The organism is Tepidimonas sp., assembly GCF_029335975.1.
Classification (GTDB): Bacteria; Pseudomonadota; Gammaproteobacteria; order Burkholderiales; family Burkholderiaceae_C; genus Tepidimonas.
Genome location: NZ_JARJMT020000045.1, coordinates 1 through 18560, shown reverse-complemented (window position 1 = coordinate 18560; position 18560 = coordinate 1). Strand labels below are relative to the sequence as shown.

Here is an 18560-nt window from a genome sequence, read left to right as displayed (position 1 = left end):
GTGATGAAGTCGCGCGGCGCAGCGGGCAAATAGCGCAAACAGGCGTCCAACAACTCGTGCAACGGGTATTTGCGGTTGAGCGGCACCAGTCGGTCGCGCAACGCATCGTTGGGGGCGTGCAGCGACACGGCCAAGGCGACCGGGCAATCCTGCGCCAGCCGGTCCATCATCGGCACCACGCCCGAAGTCGACACCGTCACCCGCCGACGCGACAGGCCGTAGCCATGGTCGTCGAGCATCACGCGCAAGGCGGGAATGAGAGCCCCGTAGTTTTGCAGCGGCTCGCCCATGCCCATCATCACAACATTGGAAATGACGCGCTCGCTCGTTCCCAGGCGTCGCCGCAGCTCGTGCTCGGCGTACCAGAGCTGGGCGATGATCTCGCCCGTGGTGAGGTTGCGGCTAAAGCCCTGGTGGCCCGTGGAACAAAAGCGACAGCCGACCGCACAGCCGGCCTGGCTGGAGATGCACAGCGTGCTGCGGTCGTCCTCGGGGATGTAGACGGCCTCCACCGCATTGCCGTCGCCGACATCGAACAACCATTTGATGGTGCCATCGGCCGAGGCCTGCTCGGCCAGCACCGGCAAGTGCTGAATGCATGCAAGCGACGGCAGGCGCTCGCGCAGGTCTCGCGCCAGGTCGGTCATGTCCTCGAAGCGCGCGACACCTTTGTGGTGGATCCAGCGAAACAACTGGACAGCCCGGAAACGCTTGTGTCCGAGCCGCTCGCAAAAAGCGGCCAACCCCTCGAGGTCGAAATCGAGCAAATTGGCCGTCATGACATGGTCAGCGGGAGTAGATGTTCATGCCCGGAAAGAAGAACGCCACCTCGACGGCAGCGGTTTCCGGGGCGTCTGAGCCATGCACCGCATTGGCATCGATGCTGTCGGCGAAGTCGGCGCGGATCGTGCCAGGGGCAGCCTTCTTCGGGTCGGTGGCACCCATCAGTTCACGGTTCTTGGCGATAGCGTTTTCGCCTTCGAGCACTTGTACCATGACCGGACCGGAGACCATGAAGTCCACCAGATCCTTGAAGAACGGGCGCTCCTTGTGGACAGCGTAGAACTGCTCCGCCTCACTGCGAGAGAGATGCACCATCTTGGCCGCAATGATCTTGAGGCCAGCAGCCTCAAAGCGGCTGTAGATCTGACCAATCACGTTTTTGGCGACCGCGTCGGGCTTGATGATGGAAAGGGTGCGTTCAATGGCCATGATGATGGAAATGATTGGAGATGGTGATGGTAAATAAATCCGGAGATTTTAACCGGCCCGGCGACGGGGCGCACGGGCGCCCTGCCCCGCCCCACGCCCGCTGCGCTGCGGAGCGGGGGGACGGCTCGGCCGCGGACCCGCCCCGCGCGGCGGGCCAGGCCGGCGCCGGGACACCAACGGCCGAGGGGGCAAGGGCGCACCGGCCGCTTCCATGAGCTGGGCGACAACGCGCGGATCCAGCTCCATATAAGCGCCACGGCGCAGGCCACGCGGCAGCTCGACGGCCCCGTAGCGCACCCGGATCAGGCGGCTGACGGCATGGCCGACCGCTTCGAACAGGCGGCGCACCTCGCGGTTGCGGCCTTCGGCGATGGTCACCCGGTACCAGCGGTTGGCACCGTCGCCGCCGCCGTCCTCCACGGAGCGAAACTGGGCCGGACCATCGTCCAGCTCGATGCCCTCCAACAGCCGCTGCCGCTCATCCTGCGACAGGCCCCCCAGCACGCGCACGGCGTACTCGCGCTCCAGCCCGAAGCGCGGATGCATCAGACGGTTGGCCAACTCGCCGGAGTCGGTAAACAGCAGCAACCCCTCCGTGTTGATATCCAGCCGCCCCACCGCCATCCACTTACCCGAACGCAGCCGCGGCAGGTTGCGAAACACGGTGGGACGATTGTCGGGATCATCCAGCGTCACGACTTCGCCAGTCGGCTTGTGGTAGGCCAGCACGCGCGGCAGGCGGGTCGGCATGGCGCGCCAGCGCACCAGGCGGCCGTCCAGCTTGATCACATCGCCACTGGCGATGCGCTGCCCCACATGCGCCGCCTCCCCATTGACCGTGACACGGCCCGCGGCGATGGCTTGCTCCATGTCCGCCCGCGAGCCCAGCCCGGCCTGCGCCAGCACCTTGTGCAGCTTGAGGGTATCCCCCGTCCCTCGGGCAGCGGGCCGAGCGGCCGGGGCGGGACGGGGCGCAGCCGCCACGGAGCGGACACGGGGGGCGCTGGATCGGGCGCCAAGGGAGGGTTTCTTCATCAGTGTCTCTCGTTCGTCGTGGTCGCTCAAACCACCTCGTGGGCATCGTTGTCGGTAGGCCGTTGGGCGCCAGCGCCGCTCAGCGCATCGGTCAGGGCCGACTCCAGCTCCGCGCCGTCTCGGACGGGCGTGTCAGCATCCTGTAGCAGCGGCAACTGGTCCAGCGACGCCAAACCCAGGTCATCCAAAAACTGCCGCGTCGTTGCATACAGCGCGGGGCGCCCTACCGTTTCGCGGTGCCCAATCACCTCGACCCAACCCCGGTCTTCCAGCTGTTTGAGGATCTGGCTGCCGATGGTCACGCCGCGAATGGCCTCCATGTCCCCTCGGGTCACGGGCTGTCGGTAAGCGATGATCGCCAAGGTCTCCAGCACCGCGCGGCTGTAGCGCGGCGGCTTTTCGGGGTGCAAACGGTCCAAAAACGGGCGCAGCTGCGGCCGACTCTGAAACCGCCAACCGCTCGCTACACACACCAGCTCCAGCCCCCGGTCTGCCCAGGCCAGCTGCAAATCCGCCAGTAGGCGGCGCAGCGTGTCGGGCGCCAGGGCGCCGTCGAACAGCGCCCCCAGCTCCCGCAGGGACAGGGGTTGGGCCGAGCACAACAGCGCGGCTTCCAGAATGCGGCGGGCGTCGGTCGTGTTCATGCGCTGCCGGTGATTCGGCCGTTGCCAGGGCCTTGGTGCTCAGCCTCGGGCCGCACGGCCCGCAGGAGGGCGGGATTGTAGTGCAGGCCAGCCGCCGCGACCGCAGCCGCCAGATCGGGCGGCAGCGGACTCTCGAAGGCGAGCCACTGCCCACCGACCGGGTGTCGCAGACCCAGCCGGACGGCGTGCAGGGCCTGGCGTTCCATGCCCAGCGCCCGCCGCCCGCCGTAGAGCGCATCCCCGAGCAGCGGATGGCCCAGCCAGGCCAGATGGACGCGAATCTGGTGGGTGCGCCCGGTGTGCAGCTTGCATCCCACCAACACCCATTCGGCGCGCCCCGGCATGCTGCCGTCGAGCCGCCGAACGTCCGTGCGCGCCGGCTTGGCCGCGCCGCTGTCGGGCGGATGCACAGCCATGCGCAGGCGCTGGCGCGGATCGCGCCCAATCGCCTGATCGACCCGCACGCAGTCCGGGTGTCGCCACGGCCCACCCGCCAGCGCCACATAGATGCGCTGCACCTCGCGCGCGGCGATCATCGCCACCAAGGCATCGAACGCCCTCGGCGTCTTGGCCACCACCATCAGTCCACTCGTGTCTTTATCGAGCCGGTGCACGATGCCTGCCCGCGGCAAGCGTGCGGCGGCTGCATGGTGTGCGAGCAGGGCGTTGAGCAAGGTCCCCGACCAATGGCCGGCGGCAGGATGCACCACCCAGCCTGCCGGCTTGTCGATGACGAGCAGATGGTCGTCCTCGAACACGATGGGCAGGGCCATCGGCTGCGGCAGGAAAGCCTGCGCCTGCGCGGTCGGGCGCAGCTCGATAGCCAGGGACTCGCCCACGCGCAAGCGCCGCGCCGCCTTGGCTTGTACCGCCCCGTCCAAGCTCACCGCCCCAACGGCGATCAACTGCTGCACATAACTGCGCGATACTTCGGGCACGCGCGCTGCCAGCCACCGATCCAGCCGCTCGCCATGCCCGTCGGCATCGACCACGAAGCAGCGCCACTCCGACTCGGCACCGGGATCTGCCAAACCGCCGTCTGCCTCTTCGGTCAGCGCCGCGACGTCGGCCTCGACCTCTATAATTTTTGACACCATATTTGCTGCTTCGGCAGCGCGCCTGAGGGGCGTCCAATGAAGACCCATCGATTATCCGCCGATCGCCCGCACACGCCCACTCTGTCCGCCATCGCTGTGGGCATCGCCTTGCTGGCCGGCTGCGCCAGCGGCCCCGACAAGGACGTCACCGCCGGCTGGAGCCCCAACAAGCTCTACGCCGAAGCCATGGACGAGCGCGCGGCCGGCAACTACGACAAAGCCATTCAGTACTTCGAGAAACTCGAAGGCCGGGCCGCGGGCACCCCGTTGGCGCAACAGGCCCAACTGGAAAAGGCGTACGCCCACTACAAAAACGGCGAACAAGCCCAGGCCATCGCCACGCTGGAGCGCTTCATCAAGCTGCATCCGGCCAGCCCTGCCCTGGATTACGCCCTCTACCTCAAGGGCCTGGTCAATTTCAACGACAGCCTAGGGCTGTTCGGCTTCATCTCACAGCAAGACCTCTCCGAGCGGGACCAAAAGGCGGCCAAAGAGTCCTTCGAGGCTTTCAAGGAACTGGTCGAGCGCTTCCCCGACTCGCGCTACGCCCCTGATGCGCGCCAACGGATGACATACATCGTCAACTCCCTGGCGCAGTCCGAGGTGCATATCGCCCGCTACTACTACCGGCGCGGGGCTTACGTGGCTGCGATCAACCGCGCTCAGGCGGCCCTACAGGATTTCCCCAACGCCCCTGCGGCGGAAGAAGCGCTCTACATCCTGATGAAGTCGTACGAAGCGCTGGACATGCCCGACCAGGCGCGGGATGCCCGCCGCGTGCTGGAGGCCAACTTTCCTGCCAGCGCATTCCTCACCCAAGGCTTTCGGCGCGACAGCGGCCCGTGGTGGAAACTCTGGTGACCGCAAAAAAGGCCGCCTGCGAGGCGACCTTTTGGTGTGCCGACAGAATCGCCTGACGGATCAGACGGTTTCGGATCAGACGGTTTCGCCCAGCACCTGGACGTTGAGGTCCACCACCACGTCGGTGTGCAGCGCCACGGACACCGTGTAGTCGCCCACCATCTTGAGCACGCCGTTGGGCATGCGAACCTGGGACTTGGCGACTGGATACCCAGCCTTGGTCAGCTCGGCGGCGATGTCGTGGTTGGTGACCGAGCCGAACAGTCGGCCGTCCACCCCCGCCTTTTGCGACAGCTTGATGGTCAGCCCATTGAGCTTTTCGCCCAGGGCCCGGGCCTCGGCCAGCTTGGCAGCGGCCACCTTTTCGAGCTCGGCGCGACGCGCATTGAACTCATCGATGGCCGACTGCGTCGCCCGGCGAGCGCGGCCGGTCGGAATCAGATAGTTGCGGGCGTAGCCGTCTTTGACCTTGACGATGTCGCCCAGATTGCCCAGGTTGACGACCTTGTCGAGCAGGATGACTTGCATGTTCGTGGGCTCCTTCAGACGCGGTGCTGGTCGGTGTACGGCAACAGCGCCAGGAAGCGCGCGCGCTTGATGGCGGTGGCGACCTGGCGCTGGTAAATCGCACGGGTGCCAGTCAAACGAGCGGGAATGATCTTGCCGTTTTCGGCAATGAAATCTTTCAGCGTATCGATATCCTTGTAGTCGACTTCCTCGACGCCGGTGACGGTGAAGCGACAAAACTTCTTGCGCTTGAACAACAAGTTGTTGCTGGCGCGCTTGGGGCGATTGCCCTGATTGCGTTGCGGTGCAGCCATGATGGTTTCCTAAATCGGCTTGAAATCCTGGATGTGGAACACGACCCCATTGCCGCGGCGCGCGGAGGTCAAAAACCCCACACACCACAGCGCAGCTCCCAGCGGCTGGGCAGCGAGTCGCTCGGCATCGGCGCCGAACGCCACCGCCTTCAAACGCAGAGCCGCTCGCCTGGGCTGGCCGGCCTCCACTTGCTCAGACGCATGCTCCAACAGCACGTCCAGCGCGGGGATGCCAGCCGGGGTGTAGCGCATGGCGGCGCACTGGGTGAGCGTGGCCACGAGCACCAGGCGGTTGGTGGGTGACGCGCACGCCCCTGTTGGGGTCAAGCAGCGGCTTCCTGTTGCGCCTTGCGGGCCTCTTCGCGCTCGACGGCCTTCATCATGGCTGACGGGCCAGTCTCGGCTTTCTTCTTCTGGACCACCAGATGACGCAGGACGGCGTCGTTGAAGCGGAAGGCGTGCTCGAGCTCGTTCATGACCTCCTGCCCGGCCTCGATATTGAGGCAGAGATAGTGGGCCTTGGACAGCTTGTTGATCTGGTACGCCAGCTGGCGACGACCCCAGTCTTCGACGCGGTGGATGACCCCCCCGCCGGCTGTGATCATGCCCTTGTAGCGCTCCAGCATGGCGGGCACCTGCTCGCTCTGATCCGGGTGGATCAGCATGACGATTTCGTAGTGACGCATGAACTCTCCTTGTGGAACAACTGCCACCCCCGCGTCAACTTGGGGTGTGGCAAGGAAGCCCGATATTATAGCTTGCCAGCGAATGGGGAGCGCAAGCGGCGCACCCAGGCGCGCCGCTGCGGCGAGGGCGCTGGGGTGAGCAGGCTGACGAAGACCGTCACCGCCAGCCCGACCGGAACGCCAAACACCCCCGCCGCGATGGGCTGAATGTCCCACCACAAGCGCGACTCGCCAGTCAACCCCAGCGCCGCGCGCAGCCACGGCTGCGTCGTGGCCATGTAATAGACGGTGACCGCCAGCCCCGCCACCATACCCGCCACCGCGCCCGGCCCGTTGGCCCGGGACCAAAAGATGCCCAGCACCAACGCGGGAAAGAAGGCGGCAGCCGCCAAAGAAAACGCTGCCGAGACCAGGAAAAGTATGTCTGCCGGCTTCTGTGCCGCGATGTAGGCGGCAAACAAGGCCACCACGAGCAGCAGCACCTTGGACAGGGTGACACGGCGCGCCGTTTCGGCGGTCGGATCGAGAGTCTTGTAGTACAGGTCGTGGCTGAGTGCGCTGGTGATGACCAGCAACAGCCCGTCGGCCGTCGACAGCGCCGCGGCCAGCCCCCCGGCCGCCACCAGGCCGGCCACGACATAGGGCAGGCCCGCGATTTCGGCTGCGGCCAGCACGATGATGTCGGGACCGATGGTGATTTCGCCCAACTGCAGCACCCCATCGCGGTTGACATCGCGCACCGACAACAGACCGGGGTCGACCCGACTCCAGGCGCTGACCCAATGGGGCAGCGCCTCGAACGAGGTGCCGACCAGACCGTTGAGTACCTCGAACTTGACCATCACGGCCAGCGCTGGCGCCGTGAGATAAAGCAGCGCGATGAAACCCGCTCCCCAGGCCACCGACTGCCGTGCCTGGCGCACATTGGGAACGGTGTAGAAGCGCACCAGCAAGTGGGGCAAAGCCGCGGTCCCCACCACCAGGCAGAACACCAGCGCCAAAAAATTGCGACGCGAGGGCTCAACCCCCGTCTGTGGACCTGTCTCGGCGGTGGCCTGCGCATAGGGGCGCGCCTGGGGCGGCATACCCCCGAGTGCGGTGGTTTTGGCCTGCGCCTGCTCGAGCTGGCGCGACCACAGCGCGCGCGCAGCAGCTTCGTCGCGCGGCAGGCGCGACAGCAGACGCTCGGCTTCGGCGATATCCGCCGGATCACCGTCTTGGCGGCGCAGCGCCTCGATGTGGCGCTCGGCCTGTGCGCGCTCGCGCTCCAGGGCAGCGGCCGGGTCGCGCAATCGCTCCCGCAGCACATGGGCCTGGTGGGCCCAGATGTGCTGCACATGGAGCTCCTGGGCGCTCTCGGCCAGGGCTTGCTCGCGCTCGGTCACTTTCTGCAGTTGGATGCCGTAGGTGAGCTGAGGCACGGGCCAGCCGGTTTGCTTGACGGACAGCCAAACCACCGGGGTGACATAGGCCAGGATCAAGACAATGTATTGCGCGACCTGTGTCCACGTCACGGCCCGCATCCCCCCCAAAAAGGAGCAAACCAGAATGCCGCCCAGACAGAGGAAAACCCCCACCTCGAAAGCCAGCCCCGTCAGGCGCGAGGTGATCAAGCCCACCCCGTAAATCTGCGCCACCAGATAGATGAAGGAACACAACAGCAGCGCAAACACCCCCAGCAACCGCGGCACGGGGCCGCCGTAGCGCTCGGCCAGAAAATCTGGAATGGTGAATTGTCCGAAGCGGCGCAGATACGGCGCCAAAAACAAGGCCACCAGCACGAAACCGCCCGTCCAACCCAACAGGAAGGCCAGGCCACCAAAGCCCTGTATATACAGCGTGCCTGCCAGCCCCAGAAACGAAGCCGCCGAAAGCCAGTCCGCCGCCAGCGCCATGCCGTTGTAAAACGCTGGCACGCGCCGTCCGGCCACGTAGTACTCGACGGGGTCGATCGTTCGGGCCAGGATCCCTATCGTCGCATAGATGGCCAGGGTGCCGAGCAAAAAGGAAAGGCCAATGGCACTCTTGGACCAGCCCAGGCGTTCCAGCAGCCCCAGCAGCAACACAAAGCCAATGAACCCCCAGGTAAAACGCCAGTACAGGCGATCCAGCAAGGGGCGCAGAGGGGGATCGGGCGACGCAGGCATGGCACGAAAACGCAGCGACGGCTTGACGCAACGCAAAACCGTGACAACCGTCATTTTCAGTCACGAGCTGCCAAGGTGTAGCATGACATCGTAGCGGTTTTCATTCCTGCCGGGCCACTCCTGCCATGCACACACCCCATGACGCACGACCGGTCGACGATTCCATCCCGCTGGCCACCCTGCCGGTGCGGGCCTTGTTGCGACGCCCCCCGGTGACCGTGCCTCCCGATCTGCCCATCCAGGCGACCGCCCGGATCATGCGAGAGCATCGGATTTCGTCGGTGCTGTTGGCCCGCGACGACGGTGCCTTGGTCGGTCTGGTGACGGACCGGGATTTGCGCAACCGCGTGCTGGCCGAGGGGCTGGACCCCGCGCGCCCCGTGAGCGAGATCGCCACCACCGCGCTGCAAACGGTGGACATCGGCGACCATGCTTTCGACGCGCTGCTGCTCATGGCCCGGCTGAACATACACCATGTGCCGGTGATGGACGGGCAAACGGTGGTCGGCGTCATCTCCAGCACCGACTTGCAACAGCAACAGAGCAACTCCGCCGTCAATCTGGCCGGTGCCATCTACCGGCAAGAATCCGTAGAAGAGCTGGTGGCCACCGCCAGCCGCATCGGTCAGCTCCAGCGGCAACTGGCTGCAGCCAGCACCAGCGCACACGCCACGGGGCGCATTGTCTCGGCGATGACCGATGCCCTGACCTCGCGCCTGCTGCAACTGGCCGAGGCGCAATACGGCCCGCCCCCCGTCCCCTATGCCTGGGTGGCCGCTGGATCGCAGGGACGCAACGAACAGACGGCCAAATCCGACCAAGACAATTGCCTGATTCTGGATGATGGCTACGACCCCGCTGCGCACGGCCCCTACTTCGAGGCGCTGGCACGCTTCGTGTGCGACGGACTCAACGCCTGCGGCTACATCTACTGCCCCGGCGAGATGATGGCGATGACCGACACCTGGCGGCAGCCGCTGGCCCGTTGGCGCGAGTACTTCCGGGCCTGGATCGAGCGTCCCGAGCCCAAGGCCCTGATGCTGACCTGCGTCTTTTTCGACCAGCGCTTCGTGCACGGCGAACGTGCGCTGCTGGACACCTTGCGCGCCGAGGTGTTGCAGCGCACGCCAGGGCAGCGGATCTTTCTGGCGCACATGGTGAGCAATGCGCTGACCCATCAACCGCCACTGGGATGGCTGGGGGGGATCCACACCATCCGGCGCGGGGAGCACGAAGGCACGGTGGACCTCAAGCACTCTGGCATCGTGCCGATCGTGGACCTGGCGCGTATCTACGCGTTGGCTGGCGGGATTGCCGCGGTCAGCACGCGCGAGCGCTTACAGGCCGCCGCCAGCAGCGGCGAGATCAGCGCTGAACGCACGCGCGACCTGATCGACGCGTTGGATTTTTTGGGTGGACTGCGCATCCAGCACCAAGCCCGGCTGATGGCCGACGGCCAGGCCGCGGACAATTATTTACGACTGGATGAACTCTCGGAGCTGGAGCGGCGCCATCTCAAAGATGCCTTTGGCGTCGTGAAGGATTTGCAGAGCGTGCTGGAAAAGCGCTACCTTGCGGGGCGCTTCTGAGGGTCGGCTGGACGCGCAGTCAAGGCCGACGCCCTGCCCAGGGCCATCCTGAGCGGCCGCCCAATGGCGTCAATAGGTCAATCGGGCGTAGTAGGTGCGCTCGGCAGCGCGCCGGGCTTCGCCCAGCGTGCGGATGCCCTGCTCAGCCAGCAGCGGAATGAGCCGCAGCAACACCTCCGCCGTCACGAAGGCGTCCCCCAAGGCTGTGTGGCGCCCGATCACCGGGATGCCGAAGCGGGCCGCAATCTCTTCCAGCCGGTGCGATGCTTGCGCGGGGTGGACCACGGCCGACAACAACAAGGTGTCGAGAACGGGATGGTCGAACACCAAGCCGGTCAGCTTTTCCTTGAGCTGCAAAAACCGCATATCGAAGGCTGCATTGTGCGCGACCAGGACGGTGTCGCGCGCAAAGGCATGGAAAGCCGGCAGCACCTGGGTGATGTCGGGCTGATCGACGACCATCTCGGGGGTGATGCCGTGAATGGGGATGGATTCGCGGGGAATGGCGCGGCGCGGGTTGACGAGCTGCTCGAAGCTTTCGTGCCGCAGCAGCTTGCCGTTGACGATGCGCGTGGCGCCGATTTGGATGATTTCATCGCCCTGGGACGGGTTGAGCCCCGTGGTCTCGGTATCGAAGACGGTGTAGGCCAGCGCGGTAAGCGGCACATCGTCCAAGGCCTGCGCCGCAGGGGACTGACGAAACAGGTCGAAGTCGTAATACTCGGGCCGGCTTTCGGTGCGCACGAGGGGGGTAGCATCGACTGGCTCTGCGGGTTCGATGGCCGGCAACAGCATTCGGAAGCAAGCCTGGCCGGTCTGCTCATCCGCCTCCGCCCACAGGGCGCCGCCGTGGCGCTCCACCACATCGCGCACACTCGCAGCCAAGCCCCCATCGCCCACCCGCATCGGGTCCAACTCCCAGCCCATCAAGCCCGCAATCGACGCCTCGCCGGCTGGAGCAGGCCAGACCAGATCTAAATGCGCCTGGGGGCTGGCCCGCCCGGCTGCCACCGGGGCCGCCGGCTGCAGCCGCAGGGTGAGCGCGGCAACGCCCTGCTCCTCGTGCAGCCGGCGCGCCAGATAGACCACGGCCTGGATCAGGGTAAAGCTCTCGATGCGCAGCCAAACCTCGCCATCGACGGGCCCCATGGCAACCTGCAGCCCCTGCACATCGACCAGGCGGCGCTCGATCGCCGCCATCAGATCGGCGCCGAGCATGTCCTCCATGGGCCATTGACTGCCCCATTGCGCGGTGCTGTCGGCCACCAGGCGCTGCACCCGCTCACCCAGCGCCTGGACCTCGCCGCGCACCACATCCAGCAGCCGCTGACGCAGCCCGGGATCAGCCTCTGGCAGCTCCAGCACCTCCAGCGCCGCGCGCACATTGGCCAGACAACGGCGGCTGCCTTCGGTCAGGTCGAGCCAGAGTCGCTCGCGCGCCGCCGCCTGCTCATGCTCGCGGGTGATGTTGTCGAGCACGAGGACGAAGCCGGCCAGATCCTGATCCGCTCCCTCGCGGTCTTCCACCTGCCGCACCGGGGCCACCTGCACCCGGAGCAATTGCCCGCCACGTGTGGTGGTGACAAACTGGGCACTGGGGTGCGCCGCCCCGCGCCGTATGCGCTGGCGAATGCTCTCAAGCGCATGCGCAATGACCGCGCGGTCGAACACGGTGTAGATGGAGCGTCCCAAGCCGATCAGCTCGGCCCCACCGGCCAAGGTGGGCGCTTGAGAGAGGGCGCGGAATTGCCAGCGCGCCCGGTTGTTGTAGAGCAAGACGCGCCCGTCGAGATTGCACACGACGACGCTTTGGGTCAGTTCTGACATCAGAGCAGCCAGGCGCGATTTCTCTTGTTCGATGCCGCGCGCCGCTTCGCGCACCCGCTCGTCCAACTGAGCACGCCACGCTTCGCGCTGCTGCACCAGTTGGTTGAACAACTGCGCCACTCGTCGCACTTCGGCTGGGCCGCGCTCGCGCAAGGCGGGTGCCCCCTGCGCGGTCAGCAGCACCTGGGCCTCTTCGGCCAGCCGCCGCCATGGGTGCACACCGACATCAAAGGCGCGCTGCAGCGCCCACGCGATGGCCGCCATGCCCACCAGCCACATCAGCAGCACGAAACCCCAGCGATCGCCCAGCAAATCGAGCATGCGCATGCGGGCCTCGGTCTCTAGCGTGATGGCGATCAGCCCTACGGTCACTGCCAGCCAGCCCAGTGACACGGCCGCGGCAGCGGACAGCAGCCACCACAGGCGCGGATCGACGCGCCGCCTCACCCCTGTGCCCCCAGCAGCTCCCTGACCCGGCGCACCAGCTCCTGCGTGGAGAAGGGTTTGGTCAGATAGGTGTCTGCCCCAAGCGCCAGCCCCTTGGCAACATCGGTGTCCCGTCCCTTGGCAGTGAGCATGACGATGCGCATGCCCGCCAGCGCGGCATCGGCGCGGATGGCTTGGCACACGTCGAAGCCGCTCTTGCGCGGCATCATGACGTCGAGCAGCACCACATCCGGCCGCCAGGTGCTGGCGAGGGCCAGGCCCTCTTCCCCGTCACGGGCCACCTGCACCTCATAGCCCTCGCGCTTCATCAGAAACTCCAGCGAGATCAGGATATTGGGTTCGTCATCCACGATCAGTATGCGTTTGCCCATGGGAACGTCTCCTCGTCTTCTCTTTTAAGGGCTAGGGGCTGGATCAGCGCCACCGGGGGGCCGCAGCGGCAGGTCAAAGCCAAAGCAGGCACCTTCGCCCGGTGTCGATCGAAGCCACAGGCGCCCGCCCAAATGCTCGATGATGCGGCGGCTGATCGGCAAGCCCAAGCCGGTGCCCGCCGGTCGCTCCAGCGCAGCGCCGCCCTGGCGAAATTTCTCGAAAATCACCGCCTGCTCAGCCAGGGGGACCCCTGGCCCATTGTCGTGCACTTCGACGCTAACCCAGGGCGTGCCGTCCTGGGCCCGTGATGGGACCACACGCACCCGTACCCGCCCCTTGTGGGCTGGGACGAACTTTGCTGCGTTGGACAACAAATTCATGAGCACCTGCTGCAGCCGGTCGGCATCGGCGCGCACCGGCAGAGGGCCGGGCGGCAGCTCCAGCGCCAACTGTGCCCCGCGGTCGCGCAGCAAGGGCGCGGCCGCTTGCACGGCCCGCTGCACCACGGCCACCAGGTCCACGTCGGCCACCACCCAGACGGCGTGGCCGGACTCGATCTTGGCCAGATCCAGCACCTGATTGACCAGGCGTGTCAGCCGCTCGGTCTCGGCCACCACGATACCCAGAAACTGCTCACGCTGCGCCACATCCATGTGGGGATCGTCGCGCATGATTTCGGACAAGGCCCTGATCGAGGTCAAGGGCGTGCGCAGTTCATGGGTCACGGACGACATGAAATCGTCTTTCAGGCGGTCCAACTCCTGCAGCCGCTCGTTGGCTGCGCGCAACTCGGCCGTGGCGCGCTCCAGTGATCGGGATTTGTCCTCCAGCGCGCGCGACAAGGCCCGCAGCCGTCCGGTTTCTTGCAAAATGTCGAGGACATCCTCGACCTGCAGGGGCTGCTCCTCCACCACCGAAGCCACCAGCCGTCGGGCCGATGCGCTGCCCACGGCCCCTGCCAGTTGCGTCTCCACCCAGTGGACCAGGGCTGCGTCGGCTGGCAGGGCCGCCACCGGCACCCCACGCACGCGGGCCTGTTCGTCCAGCAGCGCACGCGCGCGCTCGGTCCCGAGCACGCGCGCCAGCAGCGCTTCCAGTGCCGACAAAGAGGCTTCTCCACGCCAGAATACGGGACGCTCCTGCCCGCCCGAGCGCTCGAACACATCGACGAACAACAGCGCCTGGCTGGTTTCGGCTGCACCTGGCTGGCGCACCAGCGACACACCAAGGTACAGGCCGACATTGACCAGCAGACTCCAAAACAGGGCGTGCGTGAGCGGATCGAACCCTTGCAGCCCGAGCAGGGCTTCTGGCCGCAGCCAGTCCATGCCAAGCAAGCCCTCGGTCACGAAGGTGGCGGGCAACCATCCCGATTTGGCTAGCGAAGGCAGCATCAAGGTGTAGGCCCAGACCGCAAAGCCGCCGAGCAATCCGGCCATGGCACCGTCGCGGCTGGCACCTTTCCAATACATACCGCCCAGCAGCGCGGGCGCAAACTGGGCCACGGCGGCAAAACTGATCAGGCCAATGCTCACGAGCGCATAGGCATCGCCCGCCACCCGGTAGTATGCGTAGCCCAATAACAACAGCACCAGTATCGCCCCGCGCCGTATATAGAGAATCGGGCGTGTCAAATCGACGGCTGAGCGGCCCCGCGCGGCGTGTCGCAGCCACCACGGCAGCACCAAGTCGTTACACACCATGGTGGCCACTGCGATGGTCTCGACGATCACCATGCCGGTGGCCGCAGACAGCCCCCCGATGAAGGCCAACAGCACCAGGGCATCCGCTCCGGCGACCTGGGGCAGCCGCAGCACAAAAATCTCGGCCTCGGGGGAAGCGGTGCCAAACCACAGCAGCCCGGCCAGCGCAATCGGCAGCACGAACAGATTGATCAGCCACAGATAAAGCGGGAATACCCAGGCCGCACGGCGAATGTGCCGTTCATCGACCGCCTCGACCACCATGACCTGAAATTGACGCGGCAGCAGCAACACCGACAGGCCCGCCAACACCGTCAAGGCCAACCAGCTCGACCAGGCGAACGCTCCGGCGTCGCCGAGCGTGAGCAGCCGCGTCAGCTCAGGCACCTGTCGGGCCCGCGCGACGATGTCGCTCCAGCCGTCGAACAGTCCCCATGTGACGAAAATACCCACCGCCAAAAATGCCAGCAGTTTGACCAGCGACTCGAACGCGATGGCAGCGACCATGCCCTCATGGCGCTCGGTGCTATCCCAGTGCCGCACGCCAAACGCGATCGTGAATGCCGCCAGCCCCAGCGCCAGGTAGAAGGTGCTCTCGCGCCACCAAGGGGGCGTGCCGGAGCCATGCGCGGCCCCGTCGGTCACCACCGCATAGGCGACTGCGATGCCCTTGAGCTGCAAGGCGATGTACGGAACGATGCCGACGACGGTGATCAGCGTGACCAGGCCAGCCAGTGCGGGGCTTTTGCCATAGCGGCTGCCAATGAAATCTGCAATGGTGGTGATGCGGTAGGTGCGCGCAATCCGCACCATCTTGCGCAGGACGGCCCAGCCCAGCACCATGGCCAGGGTCGGCCCCAGATAGATGGGCAAAAACCACAGACCACCCGTGGCCGCACGCCCTACGCTGCCAAAGTATGTCCAAGCGGTGCAGTAGACCGCCATCGACAAGGCATATACCCAGGCGCTGCCGATGACTGAACGCCCCTGGCGCGCCCGGCGGTCGGCCCAATGGGCCACACCGAACAATAGCCCCAGGTAAGCAAACGATGCGGCGGCGACGAGAACGGGCGACATCGACCGACTGCGCCACCGGGCGTCAATCCGGTGCGCGCTCCATGAGCCAGGCGAGGACGGCGATCAGCGCCGCCCACACAGCAAACAAGGCCACCACGAAGGGCGCGCCCCCCACCAGCCGCTCGCCCCAGAAGGCCCACACAGTCAGCAGCGGAAAGTTGAACGCCAGCACACCCCAGGCAAATAGAGCCCACAGCCGTGGCTCATCGGAGGATGGGGCGGGCGCTGCGGCCATGGTGATGGGATGCGGCTGGCGCCAATCAGTGATTCAGCCCTGCCCGGCCAGCCGTTGCCAGGTGTCCACGACCGTATCCGGGTTGAGCGAGATCGAGCTGATGCCGCGCTCCATCAGCCAGCGTGCAAAGTCCGGATGGTCGCTGGGACCCTGCCCGCAGATGCCGATGTACTTGTCCTGCGCGCGGCAGGCCGCGATCGCGCGCTCGATGAGCGCCAGCACCGCCGGATCGCGCTCGTCGAAGTCGTGCGCCAGCAGCTCCAATCCGGAGTCTCGGTCCAAACCGAGCGTGAGCTGGGTCAGGTCGTTGGAGCCGATCGAGAAGCCGTCAAAGAAGGCCAGGAATTGCTCAGCCAGCACCGCGTTGCTCGGAATCTCGCACATCATGATGAGTTTGAGATCGTGCTCGCCGCGTTTCAAGCCCATCTCGGCCAGCCGTTCGGTGACGCGCTGGGCCTGCGCCAGCGTACGAACGAAGGGCACCATCACCTGCACATTGGTCAGCCCCATCTGCCCGCGCACGCGCTGGATCGCTTCCACCTCCATCGCGAAGGCCTCGGCAAACTCGTCGCTGATGTAGCGCGCTGCGCCGCGAAAGCCCAGCATCGGGTTTTCTTCATCGGGCTCGTAGCGGCTGCCGCCGATGAGCTTGCGGTACTCGTTGCTCTTGAAATCCGACAGCCGCACGATGACCGGCTTGGGCCAAAACGCCGCAGCGATCGTGGCCACGCCCTCAGCCACTTTATCGACGTAGAAGGCGCGCGGGCTGGCGTGGCCGCGCGCGGCCGACTCCACCGCGCGCTTGAGGTCCGCATCGACGTTGGGATAGTCGAGGATCGCCTTCGGGTGCACACCGATGTTGTTGTTGATGATGAACTCCAGCCGCGCCAGGCCAACACCGCCGTTGGGGATCTGCGCGAAGTCAAAGGCGAGCTGCGGATTGCCGACATTCATCATGATCTTGACCGGCAAATCCGGCATTTCGCCGCGTTTGACCTCAGTGATCTCGGTTTCCAGCAGCCCCTCGTAGATGTGGCCGGTGTCGCCTTCCGCGCAGCTGACGGTGACGAGTTGGCCGTCCTTGAGCGCATCGGTGGCATGGCCGCAGCCCACCACGGCGGGAATGCCCAGCTCGCGCGCGATGATGGCCGCATGGCAGGTGCGCCCGCCGCGGTTGGTGACGATGGCACTGGCACGCTTCATGATCGGCTCCCAATTGGGGTCGGTCATGTCGGTGACCAGCACATCGCCGGCCTGCACCTTGTCCATCTCGGCGATCGAGTGCACGATGCGCACCTTGCCGGTGCCGATCTTCTGGCCGATGGCGCGGCCGCTGACCAGCACCGGGCCCTTGGCCTTGAGCTTGTAGCGCAGCTCCACCTGCCCGGCAGCTTGGCTCTTGACGGTCTCTGGGCGCGCCTGCAAGATGTAAATCTGGCCGTCGACCCCGTCCTTGCCCCACTCGATGTCCATCGGGCGGCCGTAGTGCTGCTCGATGATCAAGGCATAGCGCGCGAGTTCCAGCACATCGGCATCCGTCAGGCTGTAGCGGTTGCGCTGCTCCACCGGCACATCCACCGTTTTGACCAGCTTGCCGCCGGCAGCCTTCTCCTCGGGCGTGGCGAATACCATTTGGATGAGCTTGCTGCCGAGGTTGCGGCGGATGATGGCGTGCTTGCCGGCCTTGAGCATCGGCTTGTGGACGTAGAACTCATCCGGGTTGACGGCGCCTTGCACCACCGTCTCGCCCAGGCCGTAGCTGGCGGTGATGAACACCACGTCCTGAAAGCCGCTTTCGGTGTCGATGGTGAACATAACGCCCGAAGCGCCCAAGTCGGATCGCACCATGCGCTGCACACCGGCCGACAGCGCCACCTCGCTGTGCGCAAAGCCCTTGTGCACGCGGTAGCTGATGGCGCGGTCGTTGTAGAGACTGGCAAAGACCTCCTTGATTTTGTGCAAGATCGCCTCGATCCCAGCGACATTGAGGAAGGTCTCCTGCTGGCCAGCAAACGAGGCGTCGGGCAGGTCCTCGGCGGTGGCGGAGGAGCGCACCGCGTAGCTAGCGTTCTGCCCCCCGTCCAGGCGCGCGTAGGCCTCGCGGATCGCGGCCTCCAGCTCAGGCGGGAAAGGCTGCGCCTCGACCATGGCGCGGATCTCGGCGCCGATGGCCGCCAGCGCCTTGACATCATCGGCGTCGAGCTGGGACAGCAGCGCGTCGATGCGCGCGTCCAGCCCGCCGTGCTGGAGGAACCGGCGAAACGCATGCGCCGTGGTGGCAAAGCCTGTCGGCACGCGCACACCCTGCGGCAGCTGCGAAATCATCTCGCCAAGGCTGGCGTTCTTGCCGCCAACGGTCTCGACGTCGGCCATGCGCAGCTGCTCGAAGGGCACCACGAGCGCATCGGGGGGAAAGCGATTGGACATGATTGGAATCTCCACGATGTTACAAAACCGGTCCCGCCATCGGGGGCGCTTGCTTGTGGTTGTTTTAAGCCCCGCAGTACTCGGCACAGGTGGCCGACACCGACCGCCGCAGCCAGTGGCGATAATGTGACGATTGTAAGTTGCCGCCCTGCCGCCGGCGCCCCCTGCCAGCCGACCGATCATGCCCAACCGCTCCGTTTTCTTCGTCTCCGATGGCACCGGCATTACCGCCGAAACATTCGCCGATGCGTTGCTCAAACAGTTCGAAATTCACCCCAAGCGCGTGCGCCTGCCCTTCATCGACAACGTCGACAAGGCCCACCAGGCGGTGCGCCAGATCAACCACGCAGCGGCGGTGGACGGCAAGCGGCCGCTGGTTT

At 65.9% G+C, this 18560-nt stretch carries 16 protein-coding genes and 2 pseudogenes; 3 read left to right on the top strand and 15 right to left on the bottom strand.

Features of this window, described 5'->3' with window-relative positions:
• From rlmN to P3W97_RS02555, 5 genes and pseudogenes are all read right to left on the bottom strand, one after another.
• A partial coding sequence (rlmN, locus tag P3W97_RS02575; protein WP_300843487.1) for a 23S rRNA (adenine(2503)-C(2))-methyltransferase RlmN occupies positions 1–779 on the bottom strand: 779 nt, incomplete at its 3' end.
• Positions 780–786: 7 nt separating this feature from the next.
• Positions 787–1212 (bottom strand): nucleoside-diphosphate kinase, encoded by a 426-nt coding sequence (ndk, locus tag P3W97_RS02570; RefSeq protein ID WP_300843485.1) that lies wholly within the window; start codon positions 1210–1212, stop codon positions 787–789.
• 210 nt (positions 1213–1422) lie between these two features.
• Positions 1423–2130 (bottom strand): annotated as a pseudogene (rluB, locus tag P3W97_RS02565) (23S rRNA pseudouridine(2605) synthase RluB); the annotation flags it as partial.
• A gap of 260 nt (positions 2131–2390) precedes the next feature.
• A pseudogene (gene scpB, locus P3W97_RS02560) lies at positions 2391–2891 on the bottom strand (SMC-Scp complex subunit ScpB); the annotation flags it as partial.
• Complete coding sequence (locus P3W97_RS02555) at positions 2888–3988, bottom strand: RluA family pseudouridine synthase (RefSeq protein WP_300843483.1); 1101 nt, start codon at positions 3986–3988, stop codon at positions 2888–2890. The pseudogene scpB and the gene P3W97_RS02555, both read right to left, overlap by 4 nt.
• A 36-nt stretch (positions 3989–4024) precedes the next feature.
• On the opposite strand from P3W97_RS02555, the gene P3W97_RS02550 reads away from it, so the two are divergent.
• Positions 4025–4849, top strand: coding sequence for an outer membrane protein assembly factor BamD (locus P3W97_RS02550; RefSeq protein WP_300843481.1), 825 nt, complete (start codon positions 4025–4027; stop codon positions 4847–4849).
• A 75-nt stretch (positions 4850–4924) separates the two neighbouring features.
• On the opposite strand, the gene rplI is transcribed toward P3W97_RS02550, so the two are convergent.
• The 5 genes from rplI to P3W97_RS02525 form a co-directional block, all read right to left on the bottom strand.
• Positions 4925–5377, bottom strand: coding sequence for a 50S ribosomal protein L9 (gene rplI, locus P3W97_RS02545; protein ID WP_300843479.1), 453 nt, complete (start codon positions 5375–5377; stop codon positions 4925–4927).
• 14 nt (positions 5378–5391) lie between these two features.
• On the bottom strand, positions 5392–5670 hold the full coding sequence (gene rpsR, locus P3W97_RS02540; RefSeq protein WP_300843477.1) for a 30S ribosomal protein S18: 279 nt from the start codon (positions 5668–5670) through the stop codon (positions 5392–5394).
• 9 nt (positions 5671–5679) lie between these two features.
• Positions 5680–5997, bottom strand: coding sequence for a primosomal replication protein N (priB, locus tag P3W97_RS02535; protein ID WP_300843475.1), 318 nt, complete (start codon positions 5995–5997; stop codon positions 5680–5682).
• Positions 5994–6356 (bottom strand): 30S ribosomal protein S6, encoded by a 363-nt coding sequence (gene rpsF, locus P3W97_RS02530; RefSeq protein ID WP_068609356.1) that lies wholly within the window; start codon positions 6354–6356, stop codon positions 5994–5996. Before rpsF ends, priB begins: the two co-directional genes overlap by 4 nt.
• Positions 6357–6421: 65 nt before the next feature.
• Positions 6422–8503: a sodium:solute symporter family protein gene (locus P3W97_RS02525; protein ID WP_300843489.1), complete on the bottom strand. Its 2082-nt coding sequence runs from the start codon at positions 8501–8503 to the stop codon at positions 6422–6424.
• Between the two features lie 125 nt (positions 8504–8628).
• Here P3W97_RS02525 and P3W97_RS02520 point away from each other — a divergent pair, with 125 nt between their 5' ends.
• On the top strand, positions 8629–10092 hold the full coding sequence (locus tag P3W97_RS02520) for a putative nucleotidyltransferase substrate binding domain-containing protein (protein WP_300843468.1): 1464 nt from the start codon (positions 8629–8631) through the stop codon (positions 10090–10092).
• Positions 10093–10161: 69 nt separating this feature from the next.
• Here the strand turns inward: P3W97_RS02520 and P3W97_RS02515 are convergent, their stop codons facing one another.
• The 5 genes from P3W97_RS02515 to ppsA are packed head-to-tail and all read right to left on the bottom strand — an operon-like array spanning position 10162 to position 18180.
• Positions 10162–12366 carry an exonuclease domain-containing protein gene (locus P3W97_RS02515; protein WP_300843466.1) on the bottom strand — a complete coding sequence of 735 codons (2205 nt, stop codon included), beginning with the start codon at positions 12364–12366 and terminating at the stop codon, positions 10162–10164.
• Positions 12363–12737, bottom strand: a complete 375-nt coding sequence (locus P3W97_RS02510; protein WP_300843465.1) for a response regulator — start codon at positions 12735–12737, stop codon at positions 12363–12365. The genes P3W97_RS02515 and P3W97_RS02510 overlap by 4 nt, the downstream gene beginning before the upstream one ends.
• 24 nt (positions 12738–12761) lie before the next feature.
• The gene (locus P3W97_RS02505; protein WP_300843463.1) at positions 12762–15518 is read right to left on the bottom strand and encodes a sensor histidine kinase; all 2757 of its coding nucleotides are present in this window, start codon (positions 15516–15518) and stop codon (positions 12762–12764) included.
• A 22-nt stretch (positions 15519–15540) separates the two neighbouring features.
• Positions 15541–15753 (bottom strand): hypothetical protein, encoded by a 213-nt coding sequence (locus P3W97_RS02500; protein ID WP_300843461.1) that lies wholly within the window; start codon positions 15751–15753, stop codon positions 15541–15543.
• Positions 15754–15786: 33 nt separating this feature from the next.
• Complete coding sequence (gene ppsA / locus P3W97_RS02495) at positions 15787–18180, bottom strand: phosphoenolpyruvate synthase (RefSeq protein WP_300843459.1); 2394 nt, start codon at positions 18178–18180, stop codon at positions 15787–15789.
• Between the two features lie 181 nt (positions 18181–18361).
• Here ppsA and P3W97_RS02490 point away from each other — a divergent pair.
• Positions 18362–18560, top strand: a 199-nt coding sequence (locus P3W97_RS02490; RefSeq protein WP_300843457.1) for a kinase/pyrophosphorylase, incomplete at its 3' end; no start/stop codon positions are given.

Coding starts and splice junctions, on each gene's coding strand:
- P3W97_RS02555 (WP_300843483.1), bottom strand. CDS start 3,988: ATGGTGTCAAAAATTATAGAGGTCGAGGCCGACGTCGCGGCGCTGACC.
- ppsA (WP_300843459.1), bottom strand. CDS start 18,180: ATGTCCAATCGCTTTCCCCCCGATGCGCTCGTGGTGCCCTTCGAGCAG.
- P3W97_RS02500 (WP_300843461.1), bottom strand. CDS start 15,753: ATGGCCGCAGCGCCCGCCCCATCCTCCGATGAGCCACGGCTGTGGGCT.
- rpsF (WP_068609356.1), bottom strand. CDS start 6,356: ATGCGTCACTACGAAATCGTCATGCTGATCCACCCGGATCAGAGCGAG.
- rplI (WP_300843479.1), bottom strand. CDS start 5,377: ATGCAAGTCATCCTGCTCGACAAGGTCGTCAACCTGGGCAATCTGGGC.
- P3W97_RS02550 (WP_300843481.1), top strand. CDS start 4,025: ATGAAGACCCATCGATTATCCGCCGATCGCCCGCACACGCCCACTCTG.
- P3W97_RS02525 (WP_300843489.1), bottom strand. CDS start 8,503: ATGCCTGCGTCGCCCGATCCCCCTCTGCGCCCCTTGCTGGATCGCCTG.
- rpsR (WP_300843477.1), bottom strand. CDS start 5,670: ATGGCTGCACCGCAACGCAATCAGGGCAATCGCCCCAAGCGCGCCAGC.
- P3W97_RS02520 (WP_300843468.1), top strand. CDS start 8,629: ATGCACACACCCCATGACGCACGACCGGTCGACGATTCCATCCCGCTG.
- ndk (WP_300843485.1), bottom strand. CDS start 1,212: ATGGCCATTGAACGCACCCTTTCCATCATCAAGCCCGACGCGGTCGCC.
- P3W97_RS02505 (WP_300843463.1), bottom strand. CDS start 15,518: ATGTCGCCCGTTCTCGTCGCCGCCGCATCGTTTGCTTACCTGGGGCTA.
- P3W97_RS02510 (WP_300843465.1), bottom strand. CDS start 12,737: ATGGGCAAACGCATACTGATCGTGGATGACGAACCCAATATCCTGATC.